The sequence below is a fragment of the Nonomuraea sp. NPDC049158 genome, assembly GCF_040648335.1.
Lineage (GTDB): Bacteria > Actinomycetota > Actinomycetes > Streptosporangiales > Streptosporangiaceae > Nonomuraea.
Genome location: NZ_JBEZDM010000025.1, coordinates 109,835 through 130,419 on the forward strand (window position 1 = coordinate 109,835; position 20,585 = coordinate 130,419).

Consider the following 20,585-nt stretch of genomic DNA (forward strand, 5'->3'; position numbering starts at 1 on the left):
TCATGCCCGCCTAGTTGACGCCCGATTTTAGACAGTTTACAAGTCTTTGACCGTTTTGTTAGTGTTCGTCCCGCCTAATCCACTCACCCGCGTGGAGCCGGGGACCCAAGTTCCCTCTGGGGCGAATCGGCATAGCCGTAGGGCCACTTCCAGGCCCGAGCCCGTCAGCTAACCCGGTAGGCCGTATGGAAGGACACAGCAGTGGCTCCCCTCGCCATCTGCCTGGCGGCAGCCGTCGCCGGGCTCACTCTGGCCGCTCCAGCTCACGCCGACCCCACCACCCCTACCGGCCCCAGCACCTCTACCGGCACCGAGAGCAAGCCCGTCCAGCAGCAGACGGGCCAGACCACTCCGGCCTGGAAGGTCGCCCTGAAGTTCGCCATGAAGAAGCGCGGTATCCCGTACGTCTGGGGCGGGACCAGCGACAGCGGCTACGACTGCTCCGGGCTCATGCTCAAGGCGTACAAGCACGCCGGGATCGAGCTGCCGCGCACCACGACGGAGCAGTACAGCGCGTTCTCCAAGAAGATCTCCTGGGCCCACCTCAAGCCAGGTGACCTGGTCTTCTTCCACGGACTCGGGCACGTGGGGATGATCTCGAGGCCCGGATACATGGTGCACGCGCCGCACACCGGAGACGTGGTCAAGGAGGAGAAGCTCTCCGACTGGCGCAGGGACTCGTTCGCGGGCGCCGTACGGCCGGACCCCAAGGGCGTGCGGCTCTCCATCGAGCAACGCAAGACCACCCTGCTCACCGCCGGCCTGTGGCCAACGGCGGGGGCCCTGCGGACCAAGGTCCGGTAGCGCCCCGGCTCAGTGACGGAAGCCGTCACGGCGTGCGGAACCCCCGGAAGGTCACGGGCTTGCGGGTCTCGAATCCGAGCCGCTCGTAGAGGGCGATCGCGCCGGTGTTCGCCTCGGCCACATGTATGAAGGGACGTTCGTCACGAGCCACGATCCGGGCGACGAGCGCACCGACCAGGCGGGCGGCATGGCCTCGCCCGCGTGCCTCGGGGGCGGCGGCCCCGGCTTGGCCCGCGCGACGAGATCGAGCATCTCGGGCACGCTGTCCCTGCCGAGTTCGACCACCTCGGTGCCGGTCTCGGCAGGGCGGCGGCCGCCGCCGGACCAGGTCATCTGGCGGCCTTCGAGGACGAAGACCGGCTCCCAGTCCGGCGGCGGCACCGTTGCGCGGCTGAACATGTCGGCGAGCTCGCCTCGGCCGAGCAGCCGGGCGAGGTCGGCCCACTCCTGCGGATCCGGGTCGGCGCTCACCGCGGAGAAGGTCGCGACATCCGGCTGGTAAGTGGCCGCCCTGCCGAGCCGGCGGGCATGGTGCGCGTGGTGACCGCGCAGTGATGCGCCCACCGGGTCATCGAGCGCGATGGCGTCCCGGTTCGCCATGGTGCTGTGCCTCTCATGTCGTACGGTGCTGACGCCTGCCCAGCTGGGCAGCGATCAGGTCCAGCCGGTCATCCTACGGGCACAAGGCTGTGGCACCTCTCGGAACAGATCCTGATGTTCAGTCCGCGTGGCAGGTGATGTCGGCGGCGGGCAGGGTGACCAGGCGGTCTCGGCGCCGGCGACCCCGGTCCCGGCCATCACCCCGGCACCTACCGCCAGCGCGGCGAGCACAGCGGCCACCCGTTTCATTCATCGTCAACCCGAGTTGCTTCTTCGCCCGAGCATCGGGGGAAAGTACATCCCAGGTAATCGACACCACCCCGCGGCCGCTGTCAGCGTTCTCCCATGACGAGCAGCAAAGAACTGATCATGTCCGGCTTCGCGGAGTTCGCCGCGGGCAACATCGAGGTGCTCCAGACGCTCCTGAGCGAGGACTTCATCGAGCACAGCCCGGGCAACCCATCGGGCAGGCAAGCCTTCATCGACTTCATCAGAGACTCCCCGCTGGCCACCTCCCGGCTGGAGCTCAAGCGGGTCGTGGCGGAAGGCGATCTCGTGGTGATGCACTATCACCTGATCCCCCGGGAAGGCGGGCGCGGCCTGGCGGTCGTGGACTTCTGGCGGGTCGAAGACGGCCTGATCGCCGAGCACTGGGACGTGGTCCAGCCGGTCCCCGAACCGGCGGAGGTGCCACACGGCATGTTCTGACGCGGCTCCCACGACGATCCTTGGGAGCAGCCGGGTTCCTCAAGGAAGCGGCTCGGAGGCGCCCGGTGGCCAGATGCCGACGTCCAGGAGCTTGTGGGCATAGGAGTACGCCACGAGCTGGCTCCGGTTACTGCAGGCGAATCGGTCGAGGAGCTTGCTGATCCGCTCCGCCACCGTATATCGGCTGAGTTTCAGCTCGCGGGCGATTCTTGTCGTCGTATATCCCCTGGCCAGCAGGACGATCAGCCGCGTGTCGCGATCAGTTATCAGATCGTCGAAAACAAGATCCATAGCAAGTCCCGGTTCGGATCGCCTTGGCCAGAGGCGCCCCTGGTGAAAGCACCTCTGTGTGCAAGCTAGAAGCGTCTGCTTAATCAGCGGTATGGCCGGACCATGCGAGCGGTTAAGGATCGGCCCGGGCGAGCTGCCTTTGGAAGATCTCCTCGTAGAGATTCCTGAGTACGGGGCTGGGGTCGATGCCGAGTTCGGCCACGAGATGCCGGCGTACGGTCTCGAACTGCGAGAGCGCCTCCGGCGCGCGGCCGCAACCGGCGAGAGCGGTCATCCTCGCCGCCACGAGCCGCTCTCGCGCGGGAAAGAAGGGCACCAGGTCGTCGAGCCGGTTCAGCACCTCGACGTGGCCGCCCCGCTCGATCTCGAGTTCCGCCCAGTCCTCGTTGACCGTGAGGTACAGGTCGGTGAATCTGCCGACCGCCTCATCGACCAAGGCGACACCCGAGAACTCCGCGAGCGGCTGGCCGCCCCACAGGCGCAGGGCGTCGTCGAGCGCGGTCAACGCGGCCTCGGCGTCGCCTCTGCGCCGCATGTCCCGGCCGGCGCCGGCCAGCCGCCGGAACCTGAGGAGGTCGAGCTCGTCCGGCCCGGCGTCGAGCCGGTATCCCCAGCCTTGGTAGGAGATCCGGTCCCCGAATCTCCGCCGCAACGCCGAGACGTAGACCTGCAGGTTCTTGCGTGCCGTGGGGGGTGGTCGTTCTCCCCACAAGGAATCGATCAGCTGGTCCGTCGGAACCACCTGGTTCGGGCGGGAGAGCAGGATGGCCGCCAGCAGCCGGGCCTTCCTGGCGCTGACGTGCACGAGCGTGCCGTCCACCCGGACCTCGAGCGCGCCGAGCACGCGGGCGTCCAAGCGCGAGGTGCTGGCTTTCGCCCGCTTGATCCGGTCGGTGCCCAGCGCCAGGAATCCGGCCAGGTCGATCGGCGCCGAACCCGCCCTGGCCACCTGGCGGTGGAGTGTACGCACCGTGGAAAGCGTGGCGATGGAGACGTCGTCGACCCCGGCCTTGGCTTCGAACCATCGCCAATCGCCGTCGCGATTGACTTCGAGGAAGACCGGTCCTTGCCTGGTCAGCAGGAAGTCGAAGGCGCCGTAGCGCAGGCCCCAGATCCCGGCGAGCCGGTGCACCGCCGCCACCACGGGCTCCGGCGCCGCCGCCGGAGAGACCGTGACCGACGCCGCGTCGCACCAGATCGCCTCCGGCGACGGTTTGCCGACGCGGAAGGCCCGGATCTCGCCATCCACGAAGTAGACGCGCAGCTCCGCCCAGTGGTCGACGTACTCCTGGACGATCATGGGCGCGTCCCGCGCGGGCAGCTTTCTGGCCGCGACGCCGGCCACGATCTCCGGGAAGACACCGTGCAGGGTGCCCGGTTCGGTCTCGACGAAATGCTGGTCGAGCGCCTTGACGATGATCCGGTCGCTGGCCAGCGCCGCGCTCGCCGCCCCCAGGTCGGTCGTGGCGATCGTGCGCGGGGTACGGACTCCTGCCTCCGCCGCCCCGTCCAGCTGCACCAATCGCCCCAGATCGCTGCCGCCGGGCAGCCGGGCGGCCGACAGCGACGACAACTGGTCGATGAGGGCGGCCCACGAGTCGGCCCGGAACAGCGACAGCGCCGAGCCGTTCTCCCCCTGCACGGCCCGCGGTGAGAAGTGCCGCACCCAGGTGACGGTGGGGATGATGCGGCGCCCGTTCACCGTCAGCGAGCCGTCGTCGAGCCGGGTCAGGATCCGCAGGCCGCCGATCGACCCGGCGTCGATCCGCACGCTCGGCACGCCGAGCGTGCGCAGCCCGCGCTGGAGCACGGCGAACTCGGAGATCCCCGCGCGATCCACCAGGACCACGCACGGCAGTGCGGCCGCCGGGTCGGTCTCCTCCGGGAGCTGCCAGGTCACGCCGGGAGTGGCGGCCGGCATGCGCAGGGTGTACGGAACGCGCGACTGAACCGGGTCCATGTGCCGATGATGATCACACGGAGCGTGATCACACAATGTGCCCTCTGTCGTTCGGCATACCGTCCCGTACAGCCCACGTTTGTGGGGTTGTGTCACCCGCTGATCGCCGGTCCATACTCGACCTGCAACACATCTCCAGCAGCCGACAACCTGCACGTTCTGTCGAGCGGGAAGTGAAGGGTGGTGCCGTGTCGAGCGATGTGGTGACGGCCGTGGGGCTGACCAAACGCTATCGGCGCAGCGAGAGACCGGCGGTGGACGATGTCTCGTTCGAGATCGCGCAGGGAGAGACCATCGGGCTCCTGGGGCCCAACGGCGCCGGGAAGACGACTCTGATCAAAATGATCTGCGGGGTCACCACCCCTACCTCCGGCCAGGTCCGCGTCTTCGGCGCCGATCCGGTGCGCCAGCCGGTCGCCGCCAAGAGCGGCATCGGGGCGATGCACCAGTCGGGCCCGTTCGACATGATGCTGCCGGCGCTCGACAACCTGCGGATCGCCGCCCGCTTCCGCGGTCTGAAGTGGCGTGCCGTGCGGCCGTGGGCGCTCGAACTGGCGGACTTCCTCAGCTTGACGGAGGCCCTGCCGCGCTTCTGCTTCCAGCTGTCGGGCGGTCAGCGACAGCGGTTGCAGCTGGTACGGGCGTTGCTCACCATTCCGCGGCTGCTGATCCTCGACGAGCCCTCCGCCGGGCTGGACGTGGTGGGGCGGCGGCACATCGAGCGCTTCGTGACCTGGCTGCGCGAGGAGCACGGCGTGACCGTGCTGTGGACCAGCCACCACATCGACGAGCTGGAACGCAACAGCCAGCGCGTGATGGTCATCAACCATGGAAAAGTGCTGCGCTTCGCCAAACCGCGCGAACTCGTCGAGGAGTTCGGCACCACCCACTTGCTGGTGGCCCTCGACGATCCGGCGGCCGGCCTGGTGGTGGCGGCCTGGGCGGAGCTGGCCGGGCTCAAGGCCACGGTCGAGGAGTCCGACGTACGCATCCACGGCGCGCGAGCGCAGGAGGTGCTGCCGGAACTGTCGCGGCACTGCCTGGACCACGCGGTCGCGATCTCCGGCGTCTCGACCGTCACGGACTCGCTGGAGCAGGTCTTCCTCCGGATGACGGAAGCCGAGGACTGATCCCTACAAAAGGGGCAAATGTGGCCGCCAAGCTGGCATTCGACAACACTCCTCCGACCGGGACCCCGAAGGCGGCCGACCTGTCCGCGGTGCTCTACCGCGAGTACGCGCTGCTCGCCCGCAACCGGGTGTATCTCATCCTCGGCCTGGCCCCGATGCTGATCTACCTGCTGCTCGTGAACACCTCGCTGGGCAACCTCCTCAGGGTCGTCCACTACAAGGGCGTCGACGTGCCGTTCACGATCTTCCTGCTGCCGATGACGCTGGCGATGTCGGTCGTCAGCGCGGCGGGAACGTCCGGCATGGCGGTGTTCCAGGAGGAGATGAGCGGCGCGGCGACGCAGCTGTGGTCCTACCCGCTGCGCAGGTCACGCTTCCTGCTCGGCAAGGTGATCGCGGGCGTGTCACTGGTGCTGGGACAGGCGCTGCTGGCCCTGGGTGTGGCGGTGCTCATCTTCGCGTTGCCGTTCGACCTGCAAGCCTGGGTCGGCCTGCTGTCGACGCTCACGCTGGCCGCCCTCGCCTTCAACGGGCTGTATCTGGCCACGGCGATCCTGATCACCGACTACCAGGTCTTCATGCTGCTGTCGAACGTGTCGATCCCCGTTCTCGTGTTCAGCGCCCCGTCGCTCTACCCGATCGACAGCATGCCCACCGTGCTGCAGTGGGTAGCGATGATCAACCCGCTGACGTACGCGATCGACGGGATGCGCAACGCCGCGTTCTTCGGTTTCGCCGACGCGTGGCAGGACCTCCTGGTGCTGGCCGTCCTGGCGGCCATCGCCTACACCGTGGGCGGCCGGGCCCTGATCAAGCGCGCTCGCAACATCTGATCTCGTCAAGGGCAGGGGACGATGCGGACAGACAACTCCTCTCTCTCGTGGCTTCTCTCGCGGTCCGACCGGTCGAAGGTCCGGCTGCCGGGCACGGACAGAGCTCACGACCCGACGGCCACGCTGGCGATGGCCGGCCGGGCGGCCCGGATGGTCGGTATCACCAGGGTCGCGGACATCACCAGACTGGACACCATCGGAATTCCGACCTTTCAGGCGATCAGGCCGACTTCCCGGACGCTCGCCGTGTCTCAGGGGAAAGGAATCACGCCGGAGCTGGCGAAGCTGTCCGCGATGATGGAAGCCGTCGAGCTCTGGCATGCCGAGCAGCCCATGACGCCGGTGACGACGGCCTCTCCGCGCGACGTCAGCGGGCAGCTGGGCTATGACGTCCGCGACCTGCCGCTCTCCCCGCCGACCGTGCTGCATGAGGGGCTGCCGCTGGACTGGGTGGCCGGCCGGTCGCTGGTCGACGGCTCGGAGCGGCTGGTGCCCAAGGAGTCGGTGGGATTCTCCCTCGTACGCAGGACCGGCTGGAACCCGCCGGCGTTCTTCGAGTCGACGAACGGCCTGGCGAGCGGGAACACCCTGGTCGAGGCGGTTTTGCACGCCCTGTACGAGGTGATCGAGCGAGACGCCGTGACCACGGCGATGGCCGGCGGCGACAAGGGCGTCCTCGTCGACCCGGGAACCCTGGGGTCGCCGGTCGTCGACGAGCTGTGCGGGATGATCGCGCGGGCCCGGGTCCGTCTCGAGGTCAGGTCCCTGCCCTCGCCCACCGGGCTGCCGTGCTTCCTCGCCCGGATCTCCTGCGACGACTATCCACCGGCGTTCATGGGATTCGGCTGCCACCTCGGCTCGGAGATAGCGCTCACCCGGGCCGTCACCGAGGCCGCGCAGGCCAGGCTCGGCTACATCTCGGGCGCGAGAGACGACCTCCATCCGGGCGTCCACGACGGCGTGCGCCACCGGCCCATACCCGCGACGGACACCGGCGAGGCGATCCCGAAGCTGACGGCCCACCAGAGCCTGGTCGACGATCTGGCGGACGTGGTCGGGCGGGCCGCGGCCGCGTTCTCCGCCGCCCCGCTCGTCATCGATCTGACGAGGGAAGAGATCGGTGTCCCGGTGGTCAGAGTGGTGGCGCCGGGCAGCCGCGTCACCCCGGAGGTGTTCTAGTGAGCCGCCAGAAGACAGTCGTCTACGCCGGGCCGACGATCTCGCACGACGAGGTCCGCGTCGTGCTTCCCGAGGCACAGGCGCGGCCGCCCGTGGCCCGGGGCGATCTCCTCAGGCAGGAGTGGAGCCGGGACGACACCGCCGTCATCATCGACGGGTACTACCGGGAGCGGTTGTCCGTGGGCCACAAGGAGATTCTCTGGCTGCTCAACGAAGGCGTGAACGTCATCGGGGCGGCGAGCATGGGGGCGCTGCGGGCGGCGGAACTGAGCCCGTACGGCATGCGGGGTGTCGGGTCCGTCTTCCGCATGTACGCGACCGGCGAGGTCGACGGGGACGACGAGGTGGCGGTCCTGCACGGGCCGGCGGAACGCGGGTACCCCACCGGCACGGTGGCCATGGTCAACATCCGCTACGGCTGCCAGGAGGGCGTCAGGAGCGGCCTGGTTCCGGCGGCGGCCGGCGAGCGGATCGTCGAAGCGGCGAAATCCAGGCCCTTCGTACACCGGACCTGGCGCGAGCTGGAAGAGGCCCTGGGCCCGGACACCGGCGACGCGCTGAGCACGCTGGAGCAGAAAATCGGGACGGGTGAGTGGGACCTCAAGCGGCTGGACGCGATGGCGGCCCTGAAAGCCGTCGGCGGGCCCCGGAGCGAAGCGCCCAGCGCGTGGGCGGCCGAGGTGGCCCTGACGGGCATCACCCACTATGAGGCGCTGGCCTGGCGGTCGATGCGGGAGTACGCGCCGGGCAGGTGGATGTCCGACCTCGATGTCCTGGAGGCGGCGCGGCTGTTCGACCAGGACTACCCGAAGCTGCACGAGGAGATCCTGACCGGCCTCCTGGCGGACTTCGCCGCCGCGCGGGGCATGGGGCTGGAGGCGTACGCGCGCGCCAAGCTCGGCGTCGATGACCGCGCCGGCCTGCCGCACGTCCTCGCTCCGTGGCTGTCCGAGACGGAGCGGGCGACCCTGCCCGTCGCCGAGCTACTCCGCCTGGTCATGGTGCGGGTGTGGCCGGTCTGGCAGTCGGCGGATTGGCGGCCGATCGTCCTGGAGCGGATCCGGGAATCGAGCCGCTGGCCCGAATGGTCCGGCATCGTGGCCCGTGCCGATGAGATCGCGGAACAGACCCTCGGCCGGGTGGTCGTCCCGGCGCCGGCGATCTGCGGACGGATCTTCTCCCGCCACTGGAACGGCCCCGGCACGACCGCGGAGGTCGAGCTGGCGCGGCGCGGGTTCCTCAGCATGGCGGATCTGGGACAGACCGCCGCCAGGTTCTTCCCCCTGGATGTGCGTAAGGCCAAGGGGTGATGAGCGCGACCGGGCTTGAGCAGGCGTTCGACCCGACCGGCGCGCGGCACCGCCGGGACCCGCACCCGCTCTTCCACCGCATGCGCGAGCGGGCGCCGGTCTACCGCCACGCCCCGGCGAACGGTCGCGTGTCCTGGTACCTGACCCGCTACGCCGACGTGCAGCGCGCGCTCCACCACCCGGACATAGGGCGTCAGCTCGACCGGCTGCCCGGCGAGCTGGCCGCCTTTCACCGCCGGTGGGAGAACGACCCGCTGGCGATGGTGCGGCGGAACATGTTCAACCTCGACCCGCCCGACCACACCCGGCTGCGGCGGCTGATGGCGCCCGCGTTCGGCCCCCGGACGGTGGCGGCGCTGGAGCGGCGCATCCATCAGGTCGTCGGCGAGCTGGTCGACGACCTGGCCGCCGCCGGAGACGGAGCCGACCTGATCGAGGTCCTGGCGCTGCCGCTGCCGATCCTGATCGTCGCGGACCTGGTCGGCTTCCCGATCGGCGACCGGACCCGGCTGCGCGGGTGGAGCGACGACATGCTGCGCAGCCGGGACGCGGCACTGGTGCGCCGTACCGGAATCGCGTTCGTCGCCTACGTCAACGAGCAGCTCGACGAGCGCCGGGCCCACCCGGGCGCGGACCTGCTGTCGCGGCTCGTCCGGTCAACGGAGATCACGCACGCCGAGCTGGTGTCCAGCGTGTTCCAGTTGCTGCTGGCCGGGGACGAGACGACGGTCAACCTCGTCGGCAACGGCGTGCTGGAACTCCTGCGCCACCCTGACCAGCTCGAACGCCTCCGCGCCCGGCCCCAGCTGATCGACTCCGCGGTGGAGGAGGTGCTGCGCTTCAACGGCCCGGTCGGGCACTCCCGGCCGCTGTTCGCGCTGGCCGACGTGGAGATCGGGTCATCGGTGATCCCCCGTGGTGACATCGTCGTGCCGGTGCTGCTGGCCGCCAACCGCGACCCGGCGGTGTTCCCCCGGCCGGATGCCTTCGACATCGGCCGCACCCCGAACCGGCACCTGGGCTTCGGCCACGGCATCCACTTCTGCCTGGGTGCCGCGCTGGCCCGGCTGCAGGCCCGGGCCGCCATCGGCGCGCTGGTGCGCCGTTTCCCCGGCCTGGCCCTGGCCGTCGATCCGGCCGGCCTGGAGTGGACGCCGGACCTGTTCCTGCACGGTGTACGCCGCCTGCCGCTGCTGTTGGAGAAGGGCCCATGATCAAGGGGTACGGAGAGCTGTCCCGGATGGCGTTCGGCTACGCCACCTCGCAGATCCTGTACGCGGCCGTCCGCCTGGGCATTCCGGATGCCCTCGCCGCCGGTGCGCTGCCGGTCGAGAAACTGGCGCACGCCATCGGGGCCGACCCGCGGGCCCTGGAGCGGCTGTCGCGGGCCCTGGTGGTCCTGGGCGTGGTCGACGAGGTGGCGCCGGGACACCTCGCGCTGGCCGAGCTGGGTCAGCCGCTGTGTGCCGACCATCCCTGGTCGATGCGCTCCAGCGTGCTGCTGCTCGGCGATCCCGCGACCTGGCGGGCATGGGGGGCGTTGACCCACAGCGTACGAACGGGTGCGGCCGCCTTCGATCACGTGCACGACCAGCCGCTCTTCGACTACCTCGCCGGCCATCCTGACCTGTCGGAGATCTTCAACACGGCCATGTGCGAGGGCACCGAGCGCATCGCGTCGGAGGTCGCCCAGGCCTACGACTTCACCGGTGTCCGCACCGTGGTCGACATCGGGGGCGGAAACGGCGCGCTGCTCGCCGCGGTACTGGCGGCCACGCCCGGCGCCCAGGGCATCCTGTACGACACCGCCGACGGCGGGGCGGCCGCCGCCGAGACGTTCCGGAAGGCGGGGCTGTCGGATCGGTGCACCAGGCGCGTGGGCGATTTCTTCGAGGCCGTGCCCGAAGGCGATCTCATGCTGCTGAAAGGCGTCCTGCACGATTGGGACGACCAGCGGTGCACCGCGCTGCTGCGCAACTGCCGCGCCTCGATCGCGGCGGGCGGGCGCCTGCTGGTGCTGGAACCGGTGCTGCCGGCCAGGCTCGGCACGCCGGAGGCGGCCGGTGTCGTGATGAGCGACATCGCCATGCTCGTCTACACCGGCGGCTGGGAACGCGACCGGGCCGAGTTCCAGGCTCTGCTCGCGGCCGGCGGGTTCGACCTGACCGACGTCACGCCGCCGTTGCGCGGTTCGGCGATTCGGATCCTCGTCGCGGATCCGTCCTGAGAGCCGATTCTCCGGCCGCCTGCCCAGGCAGCAGGACCGATTCTCCGGTCGTCCACCCCTGGCAACAGGGCCGATTCTCCGGTTGCCGTCCCGACAACGCGGGCTACAGGCAGTCATGAGTATCTCTCACATGCGACCCGCCGACGTGAGTAACCCCGCTGCTCTGGCTGTCCGGGAGGCGGACGCGCATAGTGTGCCGGTCGAGCAAACGGGCTCAAACTCGGGTGGTCAGGTGGCGCAACCGATTGACGCGAGCCCTGCCGGCGAGGCCATGCCCATTCTGCGGGTCGTCGTGGGCGAGCCGGACCGGGTGGTGCGCGCCAGGCTCAGGAGCGTGCTCCACATGGGCAACGGCATCTACGTGGTGGGTGAGGCCGGCGCCGCCGACCGGCTGGGCGACCTGGTCGTCAGGCATCGGCCGAGGGTGGCGGTGGTGAACGCGGCGCTGCGGCAGGCCGACGGCGTGGAGTTCGCCCGGATCGTCGCGGCGCAGGCGAGGAACGGGATGCGGGTGGTGGTGATCTCCGAAGCGCTGGATGAGGAGCTGCTCGGGCGCGCGTTACGCGGGGGCGCGGGCGGTTTCGTGCACCGGGCGTCGCTGGTCGAGGAGATCGTGCCCGCGATCCGCCTGGTCGCCGCCGGGCACACGTTCATCTCCAGCTCGATGATCACGCGGCTACGTGATCGCATCGCCGCGGTGACCACCGGGGTCGATCACCGGCTCGCGGAACTCACCCGCCGCGAGGCCGAGGTCCTCCTGCTCGTCGCGGCCGGCCTGTCGAACGCCGGCATCGCCGAGAAGCTCGGCATCGGCACCGGAACCGTCCGTTCCCATCTGGCGCGCATCCTCACCAAGCTGTCGGCGGCGAACCGGGCGCACGCGGTCGGCATCGCGTACGAATCCGGCTTCATCACCGCAGGCTCGGCTCACGGCCGCCGCGCACGCGGGTAAGCGCGTCCCACCAGGCGTGCAGCGCGGGGTACCGCATGACGGCTTCCCGCGTGGTGAGCAGCGGATCCGGTTCTCCCGTCAGCGCCCGAACCACCGCCGATCCGTCTTTCTCCGCCCGTGGCGGCATCAGGGTCTGAGCGCGGAAGAATTCGGCGGCCAGTTCTGGGCTGCTCAGCAGGGCCCGAGTCCGGCGGGTGAGAATCTCGCGCTCGAACGCGGTCGCCTCCCGCCGCCCGGCCGGTCCCGCGTCCTGCGCGAGCGCCATCCGCCATGACGATTCCGCCTCCGCCGTCATGGCCGCCTGCAGTTCGGGGGTGGCGGCCGGATCGAGCCCGCGCCGCGTCAGCTCCCTGTCCAGCCGGAGCGCGCCCAGCGCGGCGACCGACATCCCGTGCGAGTGAACGGGATTCACCGCGACGACCGCGTCACCGATCGCGACGAAGCCGGCGGGCGGGCGCGCCCGTTCGAAGAACCTCCTCCGGTTCGAGGTGTCGCGGTACGGCCGGACCCCGCCGAGCGGTGTGGCCGCCGCCATGAGGTCCGCCACGATCGGGTCGCGCAGCGAGCGCGCGAAGTCCGCGAATCCCCGCTCATCCGTGGGCGGCTCGCCGCCCCGGGTGCCGGTCAGGGTGACGATCCACCGGCCGTCCTCGATCGGGAACAACGTCGCCCCCTGGCCCGGCCGCCCCCTCGACGGCCGCGGATGCAGCATGATGGCCGGAATCTCGCCGGCGAGTTCGGCGGGCGCCTGAAAGACCCGGGTGGAGTAGGCCAGCCCGGAGGAGACGGTCAGCTCCTCGATCTCCGGGCCGCCGATCTCGGCCAGCCACCGTGGCGCCTTCGATCTGCGCCCGGTCGCGTCGACGACGAGATCCGCCTCGATCGTCTCCGGCGCGCCGTCCTCGCGGCTGACCGAGACCCCGGTGACCCGGCTCGCGTCTCCCACCAGGCCGAGCGCCCGCGTGCCCGCCCAGGTCGAGACGGCGCCCGGCGCCCGCGTTCCCGTACAGGTCGAGACGGCACCCAGCGCCCGCTGCCGGACCACCTGGTCCAGGAGTCCCCGGCTGCACGAGATGAGGTACGCCCCGGTGTCCAGCCGCCGGAACCACCCCGCCGCGGCGAGGATCAGCGCGTCGCCGGGCAGGCGGCGGTGATGCGCGCCGCGCGCGAAGAGCTCTTCGAGCGTCCCAGGCAGCAACTCCTGCAGTGCCCTCGCGCCACCGGCCACGAGGACATGGCTGTGCTGCGACTGGGGCAGCCCCCGCCGAGCACGGGGATCGGCCGGATAGTGATCGTTCTCGATCACGATCACGTCGTCCACGTGCCTGGCGAGCACGGCGCCGGCCAGCGTTCCCGCGAAGCCGCCGCCGAGGACGACCGCTCTGGTCATGCAGGGCGCTCTTCGATCAGACCCCGTTCGATCATGCTGCCGAGGAACTCCTGCACGTCCTTCAGCACGCGGACGCTCATCGCGAGGTTGTCTCCGGCGAACTCATGGGACAGCTTCGCGACGATCGGCTCGCGCTCCCCGTCGCTCGCGACGAGCTCCCATATCCGGGAACCCGTCTCGTTCAGGGTGTGGAAATCCCCGGTTTCGGCATGGTAGAGCGAGATGCCCCCCGCGGTCTCCTGCCAAATCACCGAGTCACTGATCTGGAGTGACACACTCCACCTCCTCTATACCGGCGTTATGGGAAGCAGCGCGCCGACCTTGACGGCGTCGGCTGAGGGGAGAACGTAGGTCTTCCAGTCGTCGAAGACCGGATGGACGTCGTCGTTGAGGAGCAGGCGGGGCGTCTGCATTTCGGGATCCTCGGCGAGTTCCGCGGGGTTGACGCCGGATTCCAGCCAAAGTTGCGTGACGATGCCGTGCCGCAGGATCCTGCACTGATGACGGCTGTTGCGCCGCAGGTCCCCCGACTCCGCCATATGAGAGGCGCGGCAGCCTCCGCCGCAGGAGGACTTGATGTAGCACTTCGCGCAGTCGGCGTGATAGTCGCCGCCGAACACGGAGCTCGTCCGCATGTCGTACAGGACCGGGCTGCCGAAGATCTCCGCCAGGGATTGCCGTCTCACGTTGCCCGCGAAGTGTGAGCGTCCCGTGACGAGCTTGCACGGGTAGACGTCCCCCAGCGAGTTGATGTAGATCTCGTTGCCGCCCATCCCGCAGTTGGCTTTCACCGAGCACAGCTTCAGCGTCTTCGGCCCGTCCGGGAGCAGCTTGCCGGCGACGGGTGAGGTCCAGGTGAGCTGCTGGATCCTCAGATGGTCGTCCCAGCCGAAGTCGTACTCGTCGCTCTCTCCCCGGCCCAGGTTGTTGTGGTACATCAGCCGGATGCTGTTCACCTCGATCCCCTCCATGAACGAGGCGAAGCCTTCGAGCTCCTCGACGTTCTCCGAGGTGACGATATGGTTGATCAACGGCACCACGCCCGCGTCGTTGAGCAGCCGCAGGGCCTTGTGGGTCTTGGCGAAGGAGCCGGCGCCCCGCGTACGGTCGTGCGTCTCGGCCGTGCCGCCGTCGACGCTCACCGTGACGCTGCCGAACAGTTCGGCGAACCGCTCCGCCATCGCGGGAGTCCTGATCATGGTGGCGTTGGTGATGATGTTCGACGTCAGGCCGCTCCGGTTGGCATGCTCCACGATCTGGAACAGGTCTTTCCTGAGCATGGGCTCGCCGCCGGTGAAGACCACGGTGGAGGCGCCGAAGTCGGCGATCTGGGAGACCAGGCTGAGCGACTCCTCGGTGTTGAGCTCACCCGGCAGGCACTTCTCCGAGGACGCGTAGCAGTAAGGGCAGCGAAGGTTGCAACCGTCGGTGATGGCGTAGTACGCCATGCGGAGCGGCGGCTCCTTCAGCTTGATCCGCGGATGGTTGCCGTTGTAGTAGACGATCCAGCTCAGAATGAGCTTGGCGAGGACCCGATCGGTCTCGTCGGTCTCTTCAAGCCGCGCGTAGGGCCGGGTCAAGGCTCGCAGGACGCCGAACTCACGCGAATCGAGGACACACCGACCGCCGGAGTTCGGGTTGACGACCAGATGGTTACCGGCGTGCATGAAGTAGGTAAGGTCTTCTGGTACGTAGAACAACGCGTGGTTCCGGGCCAGCTTCCCAGACATCCAGTTCCCTTCACGCTCTCAGCGGCAGGCGCGGCCCCGGCCTTGTCCGGCGACAGGCGACCGGGGCCGCACCCGTAAGCCGTCGGACTAGGGGTTCGGCTTGGTCGGGGTGGACCCGGACCCGGACCCGGACCAGGCCCCGCACAGGCACGACGCCTCGGGGGACTCGTTGTGCACCTCGACCTCGGGCCTGGCCCACTGGCCACCCGCCATGACCACGGGCAGTGCGGCGGGCAGCTTGTCCTTCAGCGAGATGAGCAGGTCGGTTTCCTCTTTGGTCAAGGTGGCGAACGCCGCCTCGACTTCCGCGGCGATCGGGTCGTTCAGGACGCCGGCTGCACGCAGGGCTTCCTTCGGATCGAAGGCCATGCCTTCACCTCTCCGTCTTAAGGGGGGACGCGTTGCAGGTCGAGTATCGGCTGGCGGTACGGAGGGGACACAACCCCACAAACGTGGGCTAACCGCCTTTCACCAGGCAGAGCGAAGACCACACGAATGTGGGTGTCCCGATCTCTTGCGAACCCTGAAGAGCCGTCTCAGGCTTGTGGTTCATGAACGCAACCGGATCGGGCGGGTTCGACGCGCTGGCCACGCTGCGGGCCGGCGGGCATCCCATCGACCTGCTCGATGAGCGGCAGCGAACCGTGTTCGCCTCGCTCACGGAGACCGAGGTCGCCGTACTGAACTCGATCAAGAAGCGTCTGGACGACCACACCGGCGAAGTGGAAGGACAGGAGCTCAAGCTCGTATGAGCGACAGGGACCCGCGACCTGCCCGCCGTAACGTCGTGGTCCTGTTCATCGACATCGTGGGGTCGACGGAGCTCGCCGAGAGCCTCGACCCCGAACTGCTCCTGCGCATCCTCGACCGCTACTACGCGGCGTGCCGGACGGAGATCTTCGAGCACGGCGGCGCCGTGGAGAAGTACATCGGCGACGCGATCATGGCGGTGTTCGGCGTCCCGCTCAGCCGCGAGGACGACGCGCTGCGGGCCGTCCTCGCGGCGGACGCGGCGATGACGGCCGTGCACCGGCTCGGCGCCGAGATAGCCCCCACCCACGGAGTCCGGCTGGACGCCCATTGCGGCATCGCCTTCGGCCAGGTGATGGTCGCCGACGGATCCGGCTCGAACGTACGGGTGATCGGTGACACGGTCAACACCGCGAGCCGGCTGCAGTCCGCGGCGGGCGCCGGCGAGATCCTCCTGGGCGACGATGTGGCCCGCCTGGTCAGGCAGCACGCGCTGCTGGACGGCGTACCCCCGCTCACGCTCAAGGGCAAGAGAGATCCGGTACGGGCGTGGCGGCTCATCGCCGTGGAGCCCGATCGCGGCACGCCGGAGACCGACACGGTCCCGTTGATCGGCCGGACCGAAGAGCTGCAGCAGCTGACGCGCTTCCACGACCGCGTCGTACGCGGCCGGCAGTGCTGCATGGCGACCCTGCTCGGTGTTCCGGGCATCGGCAAGTCCCGGCTCGTCAGGGAGTTTCTGACGAACCTGCCCGCGGACGTGACCGTGCTCACCGGCCGGTGCCCGTCCTACGGCATCGGCGCCACCTACCGGCCCATCACGGAGATGCTCGAGGCCCTCAACGGCGACTGGCCCGCCATCGCCGAAGCCTTGGGCACGGATGGCGCGCGGGCGTTGCGCGGGCTGGCGTGCCGCGGTGACGCGGATTACCAGGACGACACTCCCGGGGTCGCGGAGATCGCGCAGGCCGTACGGTCGCTCTTCGAGGCGCTCGCCCAGCGCCGGCCGCTGGTGGTGGTGCTGGACAACCTGCAGTGGGCCGAGCCGACCCTCCTCGACCTGATCGAGGACTGCTCGGCGTGGCTCGCCGACGTGCCCGTGCTCCTCGTCTGCGTCGCCCGGCCCGAGCTCTACGAGGCCCGCCCCTCCTGGGGAGGGGGGATGACCTGCGCCATGTCGCTGGAGCTGGGCCCGATGAGCCCGCCGCACATGGCCCGGCTGGTCGCCGAGCTCCGCGCCGGGCGGGCGGACGTCGTCGCCCACGACGACGACGGCACCTACCAGCGGGTCATCCACGGTTCGGACGGCAACCCGCTCTTCGCCGAGCTGATGCTGGAGACCATCGCCGAGGGCGCCGCCTCCCTCCCGCCCACCATCCAGGCGCTGCTCGGCGCCCGGCTGGATCGGCTGGGCGCGGCCGAGCGCCAGGTGCTCGAACGGGCCGCGACCATCGGGCACGCCTTCTCGGTGGAACAGCTGGAGGCGCTCTTCGACGATGAGCCCGCCATGACGGCCGCTCCGCTGCGCCGGTTGCGGCGCGACCGCCTCATCCGGCGTGGCGCGCTGCCGGGAGCGTACGAGTTCGCGCAGACCCTCACCCGGGAGACCGTGTACGCGCTGACGAGCAAGGAGGTGCGGGCCGACTGGCACCGAAGGCTGGCCGACTGGTTCGGCGACCGGGCCGGCGACGCCTCGGAACAGGCTCCCTTCCTCGGACCGGCGTCCGGAGACGTCAGCCGGCACCTGCTGGCGGCCTGCCGCCTCACCCGGCAGGTACGCCCCGGCGATCCGCTCCTGCCCGAGCTGACCGGCCGGGCCGCGGACCGGCTCATCAGGGACGGCGGTCAGGCGTTGCACCGCAGAGACCTGCCCGCGGCGATCGCGCTGCTGGAGCAGGGACGGGAGATCCTGCCCCCGGGCAGGGACGAGCACCGGTCGCTGGCCGTCCGCATCAGCGACGCGGAGCTGGCACGGGGGCAGGCCGCCGCGGCGGCCGCGGCCCTGGACCGCGCGGAGGAACTGCTGCCGGAAGACCCGCGAACTCAGCTCATCTGCCTGATCCAGCGGGAGGTCCTCGCCCTGCGCTCGGGCGCCCGCGCGCCGGAGCTCGAGCCCCTTCGCGTACGGCTGGCGCTCGACGCCCGGGACGACCTGAGCTGGTGCCGCTTCCACCAGCTCCAGGCCCTGGTCCACATCCAGGAAGGCCGTTTCGGCGCCGCCGACCGCGCGCTTCGTGACGGGCTCGCGCTGGCCCGGCCGATGGCCGACCGCTACGAAGAGGACCGGCTGCTCGGCGGGCTGTGCGAGCTGGTGCAATGGTCTCCCACCCCGGTGCGCGAAGGGCTCGCGCTCTGCGCCGACCTGCTGGCCCGCTTCGCCGGCGATCGCGCCCTGCTGGTGCCGGTGCTCGTCACCAGGGGCCGCCTGCTCGCGCTCTCCGGCGACCTCGGCGGTGCCCGTGAGGCGCTCGACACGGCCGGCCACTACGCGGAGGAGTTGCACCTCGGCCTCTCGGCGATCGCCGTCGTCCAGGTGCGGGGGCTGGTGGAATCCCTGGACGGCAACCACGAGGACGCCAGGGAGCTGTTCAGGCGGGCCGCCGCCGCGCTCCGTACGGCAGGGCATGGGGGGCCCGCCGCCACCTTGGAGCTCTACGCGGCGCGGGAGACCTTCCGGCAGGGAGACGTCCGGCAGGCGGCACGGGAACTGGCGCGCGAAGCGGGGCCACCGCAGCTGCGCGGCGAGCTCACGGCCATCACGATGACAGGCGCGATCGCCTCGTTCGACGGGGAACACGCGGACGCGATGAGCGCCGCCGAACGCGCGGGCGCGCTGCTCGAATCGACCGACGACCCCTGTCTTCGAGGGGACGTCCTGGTCGAGATCGCGCGGATCCGGCGGGCCGCCGGACACGACCCGGCCGAAGCCGCCCGGCGCGCGCTCGACGCGTACCTGAGCAAGGGCGCGAATCTGCCGGCGCGGCGCGTCCGCGACTGGATGGAGGGACCGCGATGAGCACGCCGCCCTGGCGCCGGGACCAGCGCGCGCACTTCCCCGGGGTGCCCGCGTGGGGGCTGGCCACCACGCGGCAGCCCCCGGAGCCCTTCCAGGTCAGCCCGCTGGCGGCGGTGACCAGGGAGTGGGCATGGGGTGGGTCCGACGGCACGGGAGTACGCGTGTGCGTCGTGGACACGGGCGTGGCGGGCGACCATCCCAAGATCGGCGGCCTGGATCGGTCGGTCGAGGTCGTCAGCGGGGACGAGGGCAGGCTGAGCGTCGCCGAGTGCGCTCCCGTCGACCCGGCGGGGCACGGCACGGCCTGCGCCGGAGTGATCAGGTCGGTCGCCCCCGGAGCGGCGATCACCTCCGTACGCGCGCTCACCGACGGGAAGTCCGGCACCGGCGACGCCCTGGTGACCGGGCTGCGCTGGGCCATCGACCAGGGTTACGACCTGGTCAACCTCAGCCTCTCCAGCACGAGGTCGGGCCTGCGCGAATCCCTGCACGAACTCGCCGACCGCGCGTACTTCCGGCGTTGCCTCCTGGTCGCCGCGGCGCACAACATGCCGGTGCTCAGCTACCCGTGGACGTTCTCCTCGGTCGTCTCGGTGGCCAGCCACGACGAGGCGAACCCGATGACGTACTACTACAACCCCGCGCCGCCGGCCGAGTTCCTCGCGCGTGGGGTCAGGGTGCCGGTCGCCTGGCCCGGCGGCCGGGAGATCCGCAGCACCGGCAACAGCTTCGCGGCGCCGCACATCACGGGGATCTGCGCGCTCATCCTGGGCAAGCATCCGTGGCTGACGCCGTTCCAGCTCAAAACGGTCCTCTACCTGGCCGCCGACAACACCATGACGCAGAACGGAGAGCCCCATGTCCGCTGACTTCCCTGACTCTCCCGATCCGCTGGACGGCACCGAGCGCAGGCTGCTGCAGTCGATCGTCGAGGTGGCCCGCCACATGTTCGGCGCCGCCGCCGCCTCCATCTTCCTCGTGGACCCGGACACCGGTGACCTGGTCTTCGAAGCCGTCTCGGGCGAAGGCGAGAAAGAGCTGGTCGGGAGCCACTTTCCGGCGGGAACCGGGATCGCCGGCTGGGTCGCGGCGAGTGGACAGCCGATGGTCGCGGACGACGTGTCGGCTGTGACGCAGTTCGCCCAGGACGCGGCGGAATCCACCGGGTACGTCCCGCGGACCATCATGGCCGCGCCGCTCATCCGGTTCGAGGAGTGCGTGGGCGTCCTGGAGGTGCTGGATCGCACGGCCTCGCGCAGTGATCTGGATGACATGGAGCTCCTGGGGATGTTCGCCACGCAGGCCGCCTGCGCACTGGAGCTCCTGATCCGCGTGCGGCGGAGCGATGGCCGGGAGCCGCTCGCCGACCCGCACGCGCTGCTGCGGCGGATCGGCGAGCGGCTGCGGGGCAGGGACCGGTCGTCGGACGCGGCAGCCGTACGCCTGCTCGCCATCGCCGACGACCTCCTCGCACCGTAACGAACAGCCCGTCCACACCACCCCTTGGGCCTGGGGCCTCAAGTGGGTGGCCGTCGGCGTGGCCGGACATCGTCACGCGCGGTCACCGTCCGGCCACGCCTGTTTGCAGGGCGGCAAACTGTTTGAAGGGCGGCAAAGGGGAGCACGCTTCACGTGGAGAAGATCAAGGACCCGCTCGAGTTTCAGGCGGGGGGACGCGGCATGAGAGTCGCCGCGCGGGGCATCT

The 20,585-nt window shown here is 70.1% G+C and carries 20 protein-coding genes and 1 riboswitch; of the genes, 13 read left to right on the forward strand and 7 right to left on the reverse strand.

All coding sequences use genetic code 11. From position 1 onward, the window contains the following. The first annotated feature begins 61 nt into the window (after positions 1-61). Positions 62-198, forward strand: a riboswitch (cyclic di-AMP (ydaO/yuaA leader). Positions 199-201: 3 nt separating this feature from the next. Beyond that, positions 202-804 (forward strand): C40 family peptidase, encoded by a 603-nt coding sequence (locus tag AB0B61_RS39535; RefSeq protein ID WP_358443477.1) that lies wholly within the window; start codon positions 202-204, stop codon positions 802-804. A 25-nt stretch (positions 805-829) separates the two neighbouring features. Here AB0B61_RS39535 and AB0B61_RS39540 read toward each other — a convergent pair whose 3' ends face one another. Further along, positions 830-1,249: a GNAT family N-acetyltransferase gene (locus AB0B61_RS39540; protein WP_358443480.1), complete on the reverse strand. Its 420-nt coding sequence runs from the start codon at positions 1,247-1,249 to the stop codon at positions 830-832. 500 nt (positions 1,250-1,749) lie between these two features. On the opposite strand from AB0B61_RS39540, the gene AB0B61_RS39545 reads away from it, so the two are divergent. Further along, on the forward strand, positions 1,750-2,112 hold the full coding sequence (locus AB0B61_RS39545) for a nuclear transport factor 2 family protein (RefSeq protein ID WP_358443483.1): 363 nt from the start codon (positions 1,750-1,752) through the stop codon (positions 2,110-2,112). A 39-nt stretch (positions 2,113-2,151) separates the two neighbouring features. Here the strand turns inward: AB0B61_RS39545 and AB0B61_RS39550 are convergent, their stop codons facing one another. Next, complete coding sequence (locus tag AB0B61_RS39550; protein WP_358443485.1) at positions 2,152-2,403, reverse strand: LuxR C-terminal-related transcriptional regulator; 252 nt, start codon at positions 2,401-2,403, stop codon at positions 2,152-2,154. A 112-nt stretch (positions 2,404-2,515) separates the two neighbouring features. Continuing rightward, positions 2,516-4,363, reverse strand: coding sequence for an AfsR/SARP family transcriptional regulator (locus AB0B61_RS39555; protein WP_358443487.1), 1,848 nt, complete (start codon positions 4,361-4,363; stop codon positions 2,516-2,518). Positions 4,364-4,551: 188 nt separating this feature from the next. Here AB0B61_RS39555 and AB0B61_RS39560 point away from each other — a divergent pair, with 188 nt between their 5' ends. From AB0B61_RS39560 to AB0B61_RS39590, 7 genes are all read left to right on the forward strand, one after another. After that, entirely contained in the window at positions 4,552-5,493 is a 942-nt protein-coding gene (locus AB0B61_RS39560; protein ID WP_358443490.1) for an ABC transporter ATP-binding protein, read from the forward strand. A 20-nt stretch (positions 5,494-5,513) separates the two neighbouring features. After that, complete coding sequence (locus AB0B61_RS39565; protein ID WP_358443492.1) at positions 5,514-6,326, forward strand: ABC transporter permease; 813 nt, start codon at positions 5,514-5,516, stop codon at positions 6,324-6,326. Positions 6,327-6,347: 21 nt separating this feature from the next. Further along, on the forward strand, positions 6,348-7,505 hold the full coding sequence (locus AB0B61_RS39570) for a YcaO-like family protein (protein WP_358443495.1): 1,158 nt from the start codon (positions 6,348-6,350) through the stop codon (positions 7,503-7,505). Then, positions 7,505-8,815, forward strand: coding sequence for a TfuA-like protein (locus tag AB0B61_RS39575; protein WP_358443498.1), 1,311 nt, complete (start codon positions 7,505-7,507; stop codon positions 8,813-8,815). Before AB0B61_RS39570 ends, AB0B61_RS39575 begins: the two co-directional genes overlap by 1 nt. Beyond that, complete coding sequence (locus AB0B61_RS39580) at positions 8,815-10,029, forward strand: cytochrome P450 (RefSeq protein WP_358443501.1); 1,215 nt, start codon at positions 8,815-8,817, stop codon at positions 10,027-10,029. Before AB0B61_RS39575 ends, AB0B61_RS39580 begins: the two co-directional genes overlap by 1 nt. Next, positions 10,026-11,042, forward strand: a complete 1,017-nt coding sequence (locus tag AB0B61_RS39585; RefSeq protein WP_358443504.1) for a methyltransferase — start codon at positions 10,026-10,028, stop codon at positions 11,040-11,042. The genes AB0B61_RS39580 and AB0B61_RS39585 overlap by 4 nt, the downstream gene beginning before the upstream one ends. Before the next feature lie 232 nt (positions 11,043-11,274). Beyond that, positions 11,275-11,994 carry a response regulator transcription factor gene (locus AB0B61_RS39590; RefSeq protein WP_358443506.1) on the forward strand — a complete coding sequence of 240 codons (720 nt, stop codon included), beginning with the start codon at positions 11,275-11,277 and terminating at the stop codon, positions 11,992-11,994. Here AB0B61_RS39590 and AB0B61_RS39595 read toward each other — a convergent pair. The 4 genes from AB0B61_RS39595 to AB0B61_RS39610 all read right to left on the reverse strand — a co-directional run bounded on the left by AB0B61_RS39595 (position 11,954) and on the right by AB0B61_RS39610 (position 15,483). Next, positions 11,954-13,384, reverse strand: a complete 1,431-nt coding sequence (locus AB0B61_RS39595; RefSeq protein ID WP_358443508.1) for an FAD-dependent monooxygenase — start codon at positions 13,382-13,384, stop codon at positions 11,954-11,956. The two genes, AB0B61_RS39590 and AB0B61_RS39595, sit on opposite strands and share 41 nt — an antisense overlap. Beyond that, entirely contained in the window at positions 13,381-13,659 is a 279-nt protein-coding gene (locus tag AB0B61_RS39600) for a PqqD family protein (protein WP_357648401.1), read from the reverse strand. Before AB0B61_RS39600 ends, AB0B61_RS39595 begins: the two co-directional genes overlap by 4 nt. A gap of 12 nt (positions 13,660-13,671) precedes the next feature. Then, positions 13,672-15,114 (reverse strand): StsB family radical SAM/SPASM domain sactipeptide maturase, encoded by a 1,443-nt coding sequence (gene stsB, locus AB0B61_RS39605; protein ID WP_358443511.1) that lies wholly within the window; start codon positions 15,112-15,114, stop codon positions 13,672-13,674. Positions 15,115-15,201: 87 nt separating this feature from the next. Further along, complete coding sequence (locus AB0B61_RS39610; protein WP_357648396.1) at positions 15,202-15,483, reverse strand: StsA-related sactipeptide RiPP; 282 nt, start codon at positions 15,481-15,483, stop codon at positions 15,202-15,204. A gap of 182 nt (positions 15,484-15,665) precedes the next feature. Here AB0B61_RS39610 and AB0B61_RS39615 point away from each other — a divergent pair, with 182 nt between their 5' ends. The 4 genes from AB0B61_RS39615 to AB0B61_RS39630 are packed head-to-tail and all read left to right on the forward strand — an operon-like array spanning position 15,666 to position 20,359. Further along, positions 15,666-15,866, forward strand: a complete 201-nt coding sequence (locus AB0B61_RS39615; protein ID WP_225288900.1) for an aroma-sacti cluster domain-containing protein — start codon at positions 15,666-15,668, stop codon at positions 15,864-15,866. After that, complete coding sequence (locus tag AB0B61_RS39620; protein WP_358443514.1) at positions 15,863-18,880, forward strand: AAA family ATPase; 3,018 nt, start codon at positions 15,863-15,865, stop codon at positions 18,878-18,880. The genes AB0B61_RS39615 and AB0B61_RS39620 overlap by 4 nt, the downstream gene beginning before the upstream one ends. Continuing rightward, positions 18,877-19,749 carry a S8 family serine peptidase gene (locus AB0B61_RS39625; protein ID WP_358443517.1) on the forward strand — a complete coding sequence of 291 codons (873 nt, stop codon included), beginning with the start codon at positions 18,877-18,879 and terminating at the stop codon, positions 19,747-19,749. Before AB0B61_RS39620 ends, AB0B61_RS39625 begins: the two co-directional genes overlap by 4 nt. Beyond that, a complete protein-coding gene (locus tag AB0B61_RS39630) occupies positions 19,739-20,359 on the forward strand; it encodes a GAF domain-containing protein (RefSeq protein WP_358443520.1) in 621 nt (206 codons plus the stop codon). The genes AB0B61_RS39625 and AB0B61_RS39630 overlap by 11 nt, the downstream gene beginning before the upstream one ends. The last annotated feature ends 226 nt before the right edge of the window (positions 20,360-20,585 follow it).

What these genes read in the sequence shown, in the direction of transcription:
- AB0B61_RS39585 (WP_358443504.1), top strand. Translation starts at nt 10,026, where the DNA reads ATGATCAAGGGGTACGGAGAGCTGTCCCGGATGGCGTTCGGCTACGCC.
- AB0B61_RS39610 (WP_357648396.1), bottom strand. Translation starts at nt 15,483, where the DNA reads ATGGCCTTCGATCCGAAGGAAGCCCTGCGTGCAGCCGGCGTCCTGAAC.
- AB0B61_RS39555 (WP_358443487.1), bottom strand. Translation starts at nt 4,363, where the DNA reads ATGGACCCGGTTCAGTCGCGCGTTCCGTACACCCTGCGCATGCCGGCC.
- AB0B61_RS39570 (WP_358443495.1), top strand. Translation starts at nt 6,348, where the DNA reads ATGCGGACAGACAACTCCTCTCTCTCGTGGCTTCTCTCGCGGTCCGAC.
- AB0B61_RS39595 (WP_358443508.1), bottom strand. Translation starts at nt 13,384, where the DNA reads ATGACCAGAGCGGTCGTCCTCGGCGGCGGCTTCGCGGGAACGCTGGCC.
- AB0B61_RS39625 (WP_358443517.1), top strand. Translation starts at nt 18,877, where the DNA reads ATGAGCACGCCGCCCTGGCGCCGGGACCAGCGCGCGCACTTCCCCGGG.
- AB0B61_RS39550 (WP_358443485.1), bottom strand. Translation starts at nt 2,403, where the DNA reads ATGGATCTTGTTTTCGACGATCTGATAACTGATCGCGACACGCGGCTG.
- AB0B61_RS39630 (WP_358443520.1), top strand. Translation starts at nt 19,739, where the DNA reads ATGTCCGCTGACTTCCCTGACTCTCCCGATCCGCTGGACGGCACCGAG.
- AB0B61_RS39545 (WP_358443483.1), top strand. Translation starts at nt 1,750, where the DNA reads ATGACGAGCAGCAAAGAACTGATCATGTCCGGCTTCGCGGAGTTCGCC.
- AB0B61_RS39615 (WP_225288900.1), top strand. Translation starts at nt 15,666, where the DNA reads ATGAACGCAACCGGATCGGGCGGGTTCGACGCGCTGGCCACGCTGCGG.
- stsB (WP_358443511.1), bottom strand. Translation starts at nt 15,114, where the DNA reads ATGTCTGGGAAGCTGGCCCGGAACCACGCGTTGTTCTACGTACCAGAA.
- AB0B61_RS39580 (WP_358443501.1), top strand. Translation starts at nt 8,815, where the DNA reads ATGAGCGCGACCGGGCTTGAGCAGGCGTTCGACCCGACCGGCGCGCGG.
- AB0B61_RS39620 (WP_358443514.1), top strand. Translation starts at nt 15,863, where the DNA reads ATGAGCGACAGGGACCCGCGACCTGCCCGCCGTAACGTCGTGGTCCTG.